The sequence below is a fragment of the Paenibacillus cisolokensis genome, from assembly GCF_050481165.1.
Classification (GTDB): Bacteria; Bacillota; Bacilli; order Paenibacillales; family Paenibacillaceae; genus Paenibacillus_AH; species Paenibacillus_AH cisolokensis.
Window position 1 is genome coordinate 60632 of the sequence record NZ_JBCNFP010000003.1, and the last position, 12008, is coordinate 72639.

Annotated in this window: 12 protein-coding genes and 1 pseudogene; 9 read left to right on the top strand and 4 right to left on the bottom strand. The window is 42.8% G+C overall.

Annotated elements, in window-relative coordinates; translation table 11 throughout:
• Positions 1–17: 17 nt before the first annotated feature.
• The 3 genes from ABEV74_RS00730 to ABEV74_RS00740 are packed head-to-tail and all read left to right on the top strand — an operon-like array spanning position 18 to position 4725.
• A complete protein-coding gene (locus ABEV74_RS00730) occupies positions 18–2513 on the top strand; it encodes a helix-turn-helix domain-containing protein (RefSeq protein ID WP_430142784.1) in 2496 nt (831 codons plus the stop codon).
• A complete protein-coding gene (locus ABEV74_RS00735; protein WP_055107609.1) occupies positions 2513–4144 on the top strand; it encodes a site-specific integrase in 1632 nt (543 codons plus the stop codon). Before ABEV74_RS00730 ends, ABEV74_RS00735 begins: the two co-directional genes overlap by 1 nt.
• Positions 4141–4725 (top strand): hypothetical protein, encoded by a 585-nt coding sequence (locus tag ABEV74_RS00740; RefSeq protein WP_430142785.1) that lies wholly within the window; start codon positions 4141–4143, stop codon positions 4723–4725. The genes ABEV74_RS00735 and ABEV74_RS00740 overlap by 4 nt, the downstream gene beginning before the upstream one ends.
• A 734-nt stretch (positions 4726–5459) precedes the next feature.
• Here the strand turns inward: ABEV74_RS00740 and ABEV74_RS00745 are convergent.
• Positions 5460–5729, bottom strand: a complete 270-nt coding sequence (locus tag ABEV74_RS00745) for a hypothetical protein (protein ID WP_309479948.1) — start codon at positions 5727–5729, stop codon at positions 5460–5462.
• Positions 5730–6021: 292 nt separating this feature from the next.
• On the opposite strand from ABEV74_RS00745, the pseudogene ABEV74_RS00750 reads away from it, so the two are divergent.
• The 3 genes and pseudogenes from ABEV74_RS00750 to ABEV74_RS00760 form a co-directional block, all read left to right on the top strand.
• A pseudogene (locus ABEV74_RS00750) lies at positions 6022–6296 on the top strand (transposase); the annotation flags it as partial.
• Between the two features lie 81 nt (positions 6297–6377).
• The gene (locus tag ABEV74_RS00755) at positions 6378–6767 is read left to right on the top strand and encodes a hypothetical protein (RefSeq protein ID WP_019537541.1); all 390 of its coding nucleotides are present in this window, start codon (positions 6378–6380) and stop codon (positions 6765–6767) included.
• A 5-nt stretch (positions 6768–6772) separates the two neighbouring features.
• On the top strand, positions 6773–6973 hold the full coding sequence (locus tag ABEV74_RS00760) for a hypothetical protein (RefSeq protein ID WP_019537540.1): 201 nt from the start codon (positions 6773–6775) through the stop codon (positions 6971–6973).
• Positions 6974–7106: 133 nt separating this feature from the next.
• On the opposite strand, the gene ABEV74_RS00765 is transcribed toward ABEV74_RS00760, so the two are convergent.
• From ABEV74_RS00765 to ABEV74_RS00775, 3 genes are all read right to left on the bottom strand, one after another.
• On the bottom strand, positions 7107–7901 hold the full coding sequence (locus ABEV74_RS00765) for an arsenite methyltransferase (protein WP_026326927.1): 795 nt from the start codon (positions 7899–7901) through the stop codon (positions 7107–7109).
• Between the two features lie 227 nt (positions 7902–8128).
• Positions 8129–9193, bottom strand: a complete 1065-nt coding sequence (locus ABEV74_RS00770; RefSeq protein WP_309479945.1) for an NAD(P)-binding domain-containing protein — start codon at positions 9191–9193, stop codon at positions 8129–8131.
• 51 nt (positions 9194–9244) lie between these two features.
• Entirely contained in the window at positions 9245–9697 is a 453-nt protein-coding gene (locus ABEV74_RS00775) for a MarR family winged helix-turn-helix transcriptional regulator (protein ID WP_309479944.1), read from the bottom strand.
• Positions 9698–9871: 174 nt separating this feature from the next.
• On the opposite strand from ABEV74_RS00775, the gene ABEV74_RS00780 reads away from it, so the two are divergent.
• From ABEV74_RS00780 to arsC, 3 genes are read left to right on the top strand one after another with little or no spacing between them, the layout of a single operon-like run.
• Positions 9872–10195: an ArsR/SmtB family transcription factor gene (locus ABEV74_RS00780; RefSeq protein WP_213529286.1), complete on the top strand. Its 324-nt coding sequence runs from the start codon at positions 9872–9874 to the stop codon at positions 10193–10195.
• A gap of 16 nt (positions 10196–10211) precedes the next feature.
• The gene (arsB, locus tag ABEV74_RS00785) at positions 10212–11267 is read left to right on the top strand and encodes an ACR3 family arsenite efflux transporter (protein WP_309479943.1); all 1056 of its coding nucleotides are present in this window, start codon (positions 10212–10214) and stop codon (positions 11265–11267) included.
• Between the two features lie 20 nt (positions 11268–11287).
• Positions 11288–11716, top strand: a complete 429-nt coding sequence (gene arsC, locus ABEV74_RS00790; protein WP_009225278.1) for an arsenate reductase (thioredoxin) — start codon at positions 11288–11290, stop codon at positions 11714–11716.
• The last annotated feature ends 292 nt before the right edge of the window (positions 11717–12008 follow it).

A 12008-nucleotide genomic window follows, 5' to 3' on the forward strand; every position in this document is an offset into this window, starting at 1 on the left:
TTTGGAGAATAAGAAACATGTCGTATTTGAATCCAGCCGAAGCTGCAGAAAAATTAGAAATAGGCTATAAAAGCTTACTACGCTTGTTGAAAAGGGGGGTGCTTACCGGCGCAATAAAAGCACATCGTTCGTGGCAAATCCCTCTCAAAGCCATAGAGGAATACAAGGCATCGTTAAACATTCCTGAGGGATATCTAACTATTGCTGAAATAGCCGAACAACTTAATCTTACCGAACTCTGGGTTGGCAGACTAATTAAGAGAGGGACATTTGCTGGAGCAAAGAAACATAGAGGTTCTTGGATAGTGCCCTCCATCTCTGTAGAGGAGTATATTCAGTCTTCCTCCTCCTCCCCTGATGGATTCCTTTCCTTCCGGGAAGCCGCTGAATATTTATCCTTAGGTGAGTCATGGATCAGAAAATTAGTGTTAAGAGAAATTTTATCGGGCGTGGAAGTCATCAATGGCGTCCGATACATCCGAAAAGAGTGCATCGACGAATATTTAAAATCGATATCGCCGCCAGAAGGATACGTCTCCGCTGCTCAAGCTGCACAAGAACTATCCCTTAGCAAAACAGCCGTTAACTCCTTGGCAAAAGAAGGAGTATTTCCCGGTGCAAAAAAACAAAAAATACCGTATCATCACGCAGGATGGATTATTCCAGTTGAGTCCTTAAGGGAATATAAGGAGTCTCGTTCCTTTCCGAGCAATTATATTTCTGGAAGAGATATTGCGGAGCAGTTAGAGGTTAGCAAAGCCTGGATTACAAAATTAATCCGAATAGGCGTGATACCTAAAGGTATAAAACACAACAACGAGTGGATTGTTCCAACCGATGAGGCGAACAGGTTTATTGAAAAAGAACGAAAAAGACAACAATCGACACCTCTTGAGTTATTTGAATTTCGGTTGGCTGAACTGGATGTACCGGATACTTTACAAAAAACTGCTGCGCTCTACCGTGAATTTGTAACGTTAAAAATTAATAGCAGCCAAGGCAACAGCCATACGATTCACAATCAAGCCTTAGAATATATCAGCACATTAAAGCGATTATTCCGTTTGCTAAATACAGAAGTATTCTTAATGGATGCAGATCAATTAGAAATTATCTTTCGAAGTGCAGAAATGGGGATTCGGGATAAACGTACTTTCATTTACTTCTTGGAGTTTTGCACTGGCAAAGGGCTATGTTCATTCTCGAAAAGTTATGCAATCACTCCCCTTCCTGTCGAAGACAGGGAGATGTACAGTCCGGAACAATTTTTAGCTTATTACAATTATGTTCGGGATGTCGACATTCACATTGAGCAGGCCATCCAAAGTAGGGATTATGCTGTAACATGGCTATATGTCTTAATGCATGTCATTGATGCATGGAGACCATCAGACATTGTTAAGATGCCGAATATTGCGCTGGAGGCCTGCAATTTGCAGACTTTTGACCAACTCAGGGAAACGAAAATCACTCAAGAGCAAGCGCAAGCAGTCATTAATCATCTGTATAAACGGGTGGAACGAATGTATATTAGCAAGACCGGTGCTCTGGGGCATTTCCTCGTCAATCAGGATATGATTGTCCCCACGGCTACCGTTCTTGTGATCACGGAAATTCATCGCAGAATTGAAAATGATAAGCAACTAGTCAGACTTGGCCGAAGAAGATTCACCCATTTTGAAAAAGAAAACCATTTTCGGTTATTTTTCGATAAGCGTCCGGATCTTGTTGATTTCCAAAGTCGGAAAATGAATAGGACTCTCTTAACTTATTTCTTTTACAGTGTCGTAGATGGAAAAGGGAATGCCGATATCGCTTACGAACTGTCTCAACGGATGAGAGGACATACCGATAAAAATTCGACTGCAACATACATTCAAGCAGTAAACAAAGATGGTTCTATAGAACGTGTAAGTCTGAATTTGTTTAACCGGGGGCATTTTGGATGGCTATACCATCTTCTTATTCGTCTTTCTATGCCAAACACGCCGCAGCTAGAGTTAGAGCAAAGCACCGTGTTGATCGAACAATTTCGAAAAGATTTTAGTCCTTACCAACTGGAACAACTTAGCTATTTCCTAATCCGGCAGCAACAAAGCAGACAATCTTTGGCTTTGCGATTATCCAATCTCACAGAAAAAGACTTGAACACATTGTTATTTAAAATTTATAAGGGTGAGATGCCCGCCAAGTTGCAGCATGTACAATGCTTGACATACCCAAATTGCACTTCCCCAACTGCTATAAGTTGCCTACATTGTGAAAATGCGATACCAAAAGTTTATATCCTGATTTCGATCCAACATGAACTTGAGCGTTTAATTTCATCGATTCAAAATACCAAATATCCCGCTGTACGTGTCAGGGACCGCAAGTTTTTGTTTCAAATTCTGGATCTGTTAAATCAGGCAGTGCAGCAATTTGGCAGATCCTATGTTCAAACTTTTATTGATCTTAACAATCTAAAGGAAAAGATGATTGCTATTCAAAATTTACTTAGTGAGGAAATTTAATGGCTAAATTCCACTCGGCATTACACAGAAGAAAAACCATAGAGGAACTAAGTGATCGAACTATCTTGGAAAGTATTGAGCTGATCACCTTTAGTCGAAATGATCTTCACGAATACAAAGAAATGTTTAGAGAATTGCAACAGAAAGGAGTTATTGTTACAGGAGCTTTTGAAGGCGACTTATGGTCCACCCAAGGTGAATCCAGCAAAATTCTTTTCCGCTTTGATTGCGAACTCTATGGCGAGGTCAACTTGGCTTTAAAATGCTATACAGTACAAAAAATATATAATGGCATTAAAGCACAAACCGTTCGGCTAAATGTTGCAAAAATAAAAGAAGCCATACGAATTACCCGGGGGTTTCGACCGGATTATTTATCACATTTAGAAGATGCGTTCAACCGTTTCGGGATGCATAAACAGTTTACCATGGCCACCAGTATAAGGGAATTTCTTGCTTATTATAATCACCCATATTCGGATGCGTATAGCGATTTGTGTTCAATTTTTAATACGAAAGTCTCGAATGTACGCGAATTGCCCAATTTTCATGATATCCTGCTTTTCGATCATGCTTTAGATGAATATTTTAATACCTGTACTACTGACGAAGAAAAATTGAAATTTTATCCACTCTTGTTATGGTGGAGAATCACCCGTATCATTCCCATGCGCCCCGTCGAATTTTATTCATTACGCCGGGATTGCACGTTCAAAGATAATGAGGATAGATATTGGATGGTTTTGCCGAGAAAAAAGAAGAAATCTACCCTTCCGGGAAAACTCGAGATAACGGATACTGTCCAGATAAATCAAGAAGTCTTTGAATTTATTGAGGATTATAAACAACTTACATCAGCTTACGATTCTGAATCCTACTATTTGATCTCGTATAAGGCATATCGGAAATACGTAAAAATAAAAACGAAGGAAAAAGCGCGAGAGAAAATGGGCGCTTTCCAATTTATCAATATCATTGATCGATTTTACGATGAAATCGTTACTCCGAAGTACGGTGATTTAGAAAGAATAAAGCCTGGCGATACCAGGCACTTTGCCTTTTGCAACATGATGTTGCAAGGGTTTAATATGCTAACTATTGCCCGTATAGGCGGGCATAACCAACTGGAAACCCAATTGCATTATCATAAACATTTGGATCACTTCGCTTCATCTTTCGTCCATCACGCGGCGCAGATGCTTCGAATGAACCGTAAGAAATTAATGCGGTCAAATTGGGATGTTGGCACTCAAGCTATAATTGCTAAAAGTAGAATCTACCGACTTGATGATTTTCAAGAGACATACAAAGTGGAAAACGGCTATTGTACGGATCACCCATCGCGTTGTCAGGTCGGGGATTGCCGCTTTTGCGAATATTATCTTTTCTCGCCAGATGACGAACAAAAGGGATTGGCATGGCTGAAAGATTGTTCTAATTTGCTGGAAACCAGAATTAAGGAACAATTGGAGCTCATTCGATATGTCACAAAATCAATGAATTACGATTGTACAACGTTGACTTATCAGCAAACGGGCCAAGAAAAGCTATCCTCAGCCTGCAATGAACTGAGGAGATTGATGGATCAAAAAGCAATGGTCGATTCTCACCTTCTGGAGGATGAATTGTGAAAAAGGGAGCACCGCCAAAATATACAGATAAGCAATTAAAAGACATCTTATTAAAATATATCTCAAAGAATCCAGGGAAGAAGATTAATCCTTCCATCTTGGAAAGAGAGACCGGGATAAATCGATTTATTTGGACACGAAGAATGTCAGAGCAAATAGCGAAGCTCAACGAGCCAGTGCAGCAGGAGGTTGAAGGAACTGATGGTGCACTTCCCTTACCAAATGTTGTTGAGCTTGTTGAAACATACTGGAACAATAAAACGGGTTTGATTAACGCATTAGCTCACTATAATGAGATGCTCAATGCCTTGCATCAAAAGGCTAAGAAATATGACACAATTCTTCAGGAAAACCAAGACTTAGTTGCTAAATTGTCGTTAAAAGAAGGGCGGATTAGAACGCTCAAGAACGAGATTAAATTACTAAAAAAACAGTATCTCGAAGTAGCGGTCAAAAGCACATATAAGACCTTCCAAGAGGAAGAAGGGCTTGAAAAAATCATATCCATAAATAAAAAAACTGAGGATCGAGCCTTAAAAGCGGATATTGTGAAGATGTATCCCGAATTATTTGATAATTGATGTGAGGCCAGCATATTCTGCCCTCTGTGGTATTCAACAACTTATGATATAATTGATATTGTGACTAAGCGTGGTCACTGGACAAGCGTTCCTCGAGACGGCGGTCAAACCTTTATCTCGACGGATCGCTTGTTTTGTTATAACTGGTGGATTGCGCTGTTTGGGATATTCAATACGCTTCACTGTAGACAACGGTCTACTCGAAATATTGATGGTCTACCGTGGTTTTTATGGTTGACCAAAGTTGACCCAGTTGAGGCAGCACAGCGCCGCGTTTCCTTTCGGCGTATAGACTCGATGATTCATGAATCTGAATTATGATGATTCTTTTTGAAAATTTCTCATAGATGGTCGTTTCTCAGAGGAATAGCTGAAGATTAGAGACTGTAGATCTAAGATATTTGATGATAAATGAAATAATAGCCCGGCAATATGCCTTAATAGATACCTGCATCGGGCAATCAGAACAAGTTTTCTTTTCTGCATTCATGTTTTGCCATCACCAAAATAATGTCCTTTCACCCCCGATATGTATTACCAGTATCCTAGCGTTCTTTACAAACTTTATTTTTTTCATCTGGGTCCATTTTAAATATGTTGCTCAGGGTATCCAACCTTATCGATTTCCTAAGAGCTTCGTAAAAACCGTTCGTTACTTACCATAGTTCTAAACTCGTGATATAACACACTCGTTATGTGCAGTCATTTCATTCAGTCACATCGTCTTGATTCCATCATTTTTTCCTTTTCAATCGATCACGTAAATGTCCGACATAAATTGAATTTGGATCGTTCGGATTGTACTTGCGATTCATTGTACGTTCAAACTCATCGATTAACATTGCAAAATCATGTACATTCGGTTCAAGCCCAAAGGTACGCTTCATATCACGGTAATGACGAAAAAAAACGTCCGTTGCATGTTCACCTGAATAACCTAATCGCTGAAGCTCACAAATCACCGCTTGAGCATAACGTCTATTCATCTCGCGACGGCTCGCCATCCCACATCCTCCCTTCTCCGTCACTTAACCCAATTATAAACCAAAAGAGCGATCCATCGAGTAAGGTTAACACCTTCTCGAAGATCGCTCTTTTGGTAAGGTTCGCTTGTTTCACTCGAAACATCCATATTATAGCAGGTCATTTTATAAAATACTCCTATTATAATCCCATACGGATGAAAAAAAGCCGTGTATTAGAGCAACTGAAATGTTATAGTCCATAGTAGTGGTGTAAAAATCCTCAGAGCTTCTTGACAAGGAAAGCCACGGTATGAATTCTACTAAGTGAAGTGACGTACTGGCCTACATGGTTTTTTCTGGGGAGCATTGGCGTCAAATTCATTTTACCAGCCCATTAGAGCGTTTAAATGGCGAAATCCGTCGACGTTCAGACGCAACAGGAATCTCTCCAAAATGGGAATCTGTTATCCGACTGATTGGTGCCATCTTAATCGAGAAGCAAGATGAATGGACCGTCGCACGTCGTTATTCAGTCTCGAATCCATGGCGAAAATCGTCAAATGGGAGCAACTTCCTCTTACATCCACCACGCTTTTGCAGAAGTAAATCCGGGTCATGCAGCAGAAATTCATTTTACACCACTTGACGGGACACTGCCAAATATTAAGGTAACGGGGGCGAATAAACATGTCATTATTAAATGACTGTGAGAAAGTCGCTTTTTTAATTGATATTTTAAATCGCCATATTCAAAAGCTCCCATGTGGAGATACCTTTAGAAATTATCTTGAATCCATATGTGGCATTTTAAAGCATGATGATTCGTTTCTCCAGAAAGCTGCGTTTGCTAATAGTGAATTGTTTATAGACGCTCTTTCTAATATTTTGAGCAACCAGATTACTATTAAACACGCGACAGGTGCGTTAATAGCTGCATTCGATAAGGTTGGATATGTTGATTCAATGGACGCAGCAGCGATCATTCTTGAGTTTGAACAGCTTCTGAATCAAATGTCCATAGAAGAAGCTGAAAATCTATATAATGAACGTTGGGCAATAGATAAGTATCGGGGTTGAAAGATATGGAAGAAGAACAATCATTTTTTCACCTTATAGAATATTTAGAATCATACTTGTTGGAACTAGGTTTGGAACTTCAGCGTGATCCTGATGATCTCTTTCTTCAAGGGAAAATAAAGGGTATTCAGCATGCCTTAAAATATATAAGAATGCATGAGCATGCACGAAAAGGTGGCCATTATATCGATATTGAAATTGATTGATCCTAGATGTGTTTCCTTAAATAGAATGATCAGGCATGCAGGGAGCACGAACAAAGCAGCTCCGGACATGTTTGCTAGAGCTGCTTTGACCGATTCACTTTGATTATTCAAAGGAGGAACGTTTATACATTCATTACGGTTTGATTGCTTTGATTACGGCAGAGGCAATATAGTCCTCTACCTTCGATCCAGGAACCCAATCTTTGATAAACGCCCTGGATTCCTCTTTCGGCTCGACCACTACATCCTTAAATCCACTTTGCGTAAGCATCGTTTTCAGCTCGTCAACGGACGAGGCCCCGGATATACACCCAGAATATAAAACATCCAAGTCGTTTTTGATTTCCGCAGGAAGCTCTGCCGTCGTTACGACATCGGAAATGGCCAAACGCCCGCCGGAGCGCAGAACGCGGAATGCTTCATCAAACACTTGCTGTTTATCCGGCGAAAGATTGATGACGCAGTTGGAAATGATAACATCCACCGTTTGATCCGGGACCGGCAAATGCTCGATTTCTCCCAGCCTAAAATCCGTGTTCGTGAACCCGCCTTTCGCGGCGTTGTTGCGCGCGCGGCTCACCATTTCCGGCGTCATATCGACCCCGATCACATAGCCGGTTTCCCCGACTTGCCGAGCCGCCAGAAAACAATCGAAACCGCCGCCGCTGCCTAGGTCCAATACCACTTCACCCGGCTTAAGCTCCGCAATGGCTTGCGGATTACCGCAACCAAGACCAAGGTTTGCACCGTCCGGAACAGCCGTTAATTCTTCGGTTGAATAGCCCAACTGCGAAGAAACGTCATTGGCCGTTCCGCAGCAGCTTGAAGCTGGCGAGCAGCACGAACCCGGCTCCACTTCTTGCAAGGCGATTTCCTTATAACGACTGCGTACATTTTGACGAATTTGATCATTCTTTACTTGGTTCATGGATCATCTCTCCTTCAACTTTTTTATCAAATCAGCAGCAGCAGCTAGGGGTACAACAAGCTGCTTTGTTTGCTATCGTGAGTTGCCGTCTCCGAAGGAAGCGGCTCGATAACTCCGTGGGATTTTGCCATTTCCAAGCTTCCCGTGCCGAGCGCTCTATTTCACGCTGCTCCTGTTTCATAAGGTATTCCGCGGCGAACCAATTCAGTTCATGGGAACTAGCCTCCCTAAAGGTGATTTTTCAGGTAACGCAGTAGCTTGCGAACAACATATTTCGCGTCCGGCCCCACCCCCCTTAATGTGGCGGAAGCAAAGGAACGCTGTCCTTCCAAACCGACATAATACAGTCCCGGAACGGAAAGGCTGATTCCTGCTGTCTGCAACGGTTTCCCTTCGGCATCAAGCGCCCCGATGGGCTGAAGGTATGTCAGATTGGGACGATACCCGGTCGCAAAGATGACGGTTTGTACCGGTTCTTCCGTTCCGTCTGGCCACACGACGCCCTCGGAGTAAAAGGAGGTAAACATGGACCGTTGATCCGGCTTCCCAGCCTTTAATCTTGCTCGGTAATCGTTCAAATCCGCAACAGAGCTCGAACTTGGAGGCTTTTTGCCAAATCGCCAGAATGGAAAGGTATCGAAGCCGACGGCTCTGATCCAAAAATGCAGATCAATTCCGAGTACTTTTGTTTTCGTAAACTGAACAGGCCGAAGCACGGCAAGCGATGTATGGCTGCTGTCGGCAAGCTCTACCGCAATTTGAACTGCAGAATTTCCGCGCCCGACGACCACCACTCGTTGCCCCCGGTAACGATCCGGATTTCGATACGATGAAGAGTGGAGGACTTCCCCTTGAAAGGCCTCCCTTCCGCTTATGTCTGGCATATAGGGATTATGAAAGGAGCCTGTCGCATTGATGATCGTTCTCGTCTGATATTCGTCTCCAGCTGCCGTTCGGATCGAAAAACCGTTATCGCTTTTCTCCACGGCAATAACCTTCTGGTTGGTGCGAATCGGCAAGTCAAAACGCTGGGCATACGCCTTTAGATACTGGATCACCTCGTTTCGCAATGGGTAGTGGGTTGCAGCTCCGGGTATCTTCATGCCCGGCAATGATGATAAACGAGCTGGCGAAAACAGCTTCAGACTATCGTAATAATGTGGCCAAGAACCGGTTGCCTGCTCGCTTGCTTCCAGGATCAAAAATTGCAGCTCGTTCTTCTTCAAGTAATATCCGGAAGCAAGACCGGCTTGCCCACCCCCGATAACGATTGCATCGAAAATCGCTGACATTCCAATTCCTCCTCAAATTACTTGCAATATGCAAGTAATATAGAAAAAAGATCACCCTCTAGAAGGGGTTGAACAGCATTGGCCGGATTTCGCCATCGCTTCGTTTAATAGCTTGATCGAGCGAATGACGGTATCTTTTTCAAAATCGTTCATGTGCGAAAAGATTTCGTTTAAATAGTCGTTCATTTGTTGGTCAATCGACGCCGCAACATACTTGCCTTCCGTCGTTAGGGAAAGCAGATTTACCCTCCGGTCGTCTGGATCGGGCGTTTTCTTCACTAATTTCATCTTGATTAACGATTGGACTTGTCGGCTGAATGTCGTTATATCTGTCCCTAATGCCTCTGCTACTTTCTGGATGGACGGCTTATGCTGGCGATCAATTTCGTAAAGGATATGGCTTTGAATTAAGGAGATGTCGCAGCCACCGGCAGAACAGCAGTTTTTATTTAGAAAGCCAAAGCGTCGAGTCATGATTTGAAATAGTTCACGTACATTTTCCACGGTGCTTCACCTCATGAAACAGTTATAAAACATTTGATTGCAATTTGCAAGTATTGATTTACTTGTATCCGGAAAATGAGCTGTGAAAGGACGTACAAATTTCAATATTGACTTTTCACCATACATAAATAACAATATGGTTATATGGTTTTATGTGAGGTGATCATCATGACAATGGAATTTGAAAAGATAGCGGATATTCTGAAAGCTCTTGCCGATCCGACAAGGCTGAAAATCCTTTCTTTGCTCCGGATTCGCGATTGCTGTGTATGTGAACTGGTTCCTATCTTTAACATTTCTCAGCCAGCCATTTCTAAACATCTAAGCCGTCTGAAAACGGCTGAACTGGTCCGCGAAACGCGAAAGGGGCAATGGGTGTTCTATTCGATTAATGAAAAGCGGTTAGAGGAAATTCGTTATGCTTTGTCCCATTTGCCTGATCTATCCGAGGAGCTGCGGGAATTGGAGCAACAAGGACTAACGGTTATATGCGAGTAAAGGGGGTGTACAGCAAGTGAGTAAACAAGAGAAAAAGCGACTTTCATTTCTGGATCGCTATTTGACGTTATGGATTTTTGTTGCGATGGCGATAGGAATTGGCTTGGGTTACGTATTTCCTAACTTTGTCGCCGGTTTGAATGAATTTCAAGTTGGAACCACATCGATACCGATTGCGCTTGGCCTCATTTTAATGATGTATCCGCCGCTGGCGAAAGTACGATACGAAGAAATCGGCCGTGTCTTTCGAAATGGCAAAGTGTTAACCATTTCATTGATTCAAAACTGGCTTATCGGTCCGATCTTAATGTTTTTCTTGGCTATTATTTTTCTCCAAGGCTATCCGGAATATATGGTCGGCCTGATTATGATCGGTTTAGCCCGTTGTATTGCAATGGTTATCGTTTGGAACGATTTGTGCAGAGGGGATGCCGAGTACGCGGCGGGACTCGTTGCTTTCAACTCGATCTTTCAAGTTTTGTTTTACTCTGTCTACACCTATATCTTTGTTACGATTTTGCCGGGATGGTTCGGGTTGGAGGGCGTCGTTGTTGATATTACGATGGCCGAAGTCGCCAAGAGCGTGTTTATTTATTTAGGGATACCGTTTTTGGCCGGAATGATTACGCGCTATTCGCTTGTGAAGGCAAAAGGGCGATCCTGGTACGAAACGGTCTTTATTCCGAAAATCAGTCCCATTACACTTATCGCATTGCTGTTTACGATTATCGTCATGTTCTCGCTGAAAGGCGAGATGATCATCCAATTGCCTTTGGATGTCGTGAGGATCGCGATTCCGCTATTGATTTACTTTGTCGTTATGTTCCTGATTTCGTTCTTCATGGGCAAAAAAGCCGGAGCTGATTATCCGGTGACTTCTACACTGGCATTTACCGCCTCGGGGAATAACTTTGAGCTGGCAATCGCTGTTGCCGTTGGGGTCTTTGGAATTCATTCCGGCGCTGCATTTGCGGCCGTGATCGGACCTCTTGTAGAAGTCCCTGTGATGATTGCCTTGGTCAACGTCGCGCTCCGATTTCAGCGAAAGTATTTTTCGAAGGAAGCAGCTTAACATAAACAGGAGGAATCATCATGTCAGATAACAAAAAACTCGTTTATTTTCTTTGTACGGGAAACTCTTGCCGCAGCCAAATGGCGGATGGTTGGTTGAAGGCGCTCGGTAATGATCGGTACGAAGTAAAAAGCGCCGGGTTGGAGGCACATGGGCTGAATCCGCGTGCCGTCCAGGTGATGAAGGAAGCTGGCGTCGATATTAGCGGTCATACATCGGATGTTATCGATCCGGAGATTTTGAATCGGGCTGACTATGTGATTACGTTATGTGGCCATGCAGACGAACATTGTCCGGTGATTTCGAATAAAAACGTCGTGAAATGGCATTGGGGCTTCGATGATCCAGCCAAGGCAACCGGCACCGAGGAAGAAATCATGAGCCAATTTCGAGCGGTTCGGGACGCGATTAAGTCGCGTGTCGAAAAGTTTCTTGCCGAAGGTTGCTAAAATTACAGAAAAGGCGTGCAGCGTTATGGCACGCTTTTTTGTTTGGCGATCATCAGCCTTCGGAACGACGAAGCCAAGGCGGAGTCCTCGAAGAGCAGAAAATGATTCCCTTTATATATATCTACTTTGCGGGTAGTATCAACTTCGCTGGTACTACCCCAACCCCTGGCGGTACTGGTAACTCTATACTTTTTGTAATATAATTTTTCGATACATTCCGTTAAACAATGCTGATGCATCTTCCTCCACTCGAATATGTTTCTCATACGGCATGATGATTTGTTCGAAATGT

Excerpts from the sequence above, each read along its gene's own strand:
- ABEV74_RS00765 (WP_026326927.1), bottom strand. The coding sequence starts at position 7,901 with ATGAACCAAGTAAAGAATGATCAAATTCGTCAAAATGTACGCAGTCGT.
- ABEV74_RS00730 (WP_430142784.1), top strand. The coding sequence starts at position 18 with ATGTCGTATTTGAATCCAGCCGAAGCTGCAGAAAAATTAGAAATAGGC.
- ABEV74_RS00780 (WP_213529286.1), top strand. The coding sequence starts at position 9,872 with ATGGAATTTGAAAAGATAGCGGATATTCTGAAAGCTCTTGCCGATCCG.
- ABEV74_RS00755 (WP_019537541.1), top strand. The coding sequence starts at position 6,378 with ATGTCATTATTAAATGACTGTGAGAAAGTCGCTTTTTTAATTGATATT.
- arsC (WP_009225278.1), top strand. The coding sequence starts at position 11,288 with ATGTCAGATAACAAAAAACTCGTTTATTTTCTTTGTACGGGAAACTCT.
- ABEV74_RS00735 (WP_055107609.1), top strand. The coding sequence starts at position 2,513 with ATGGCTAAATTCCACTCGGCATTACACAGAAGAAAAACCATAGAGGAA.
- ABEV74_RS00745 (WP_309479948.1), bottom strand. The coding sequence starts at position 5,729 with ATGGCGAGCCGTCGCGAGATGAATAGACGTTATGCTCAAGCGGTGATT.
- ABEV74_RS00770 (WP_309479945.1), bottom strand. The coding sequence starts at position 9,193 with ATGTCAGCGATTTTCGATGCAATCGTTATCGGGGGTGGGCAAGCCGGT.
- ABEV74_RS00760 (WP_019537540.1), top strand. The coding sequence starts at position 6,773 with ATGGAAGAAGAACAATCATTTTTTCACCTTATAGAATATTTAGAATCA.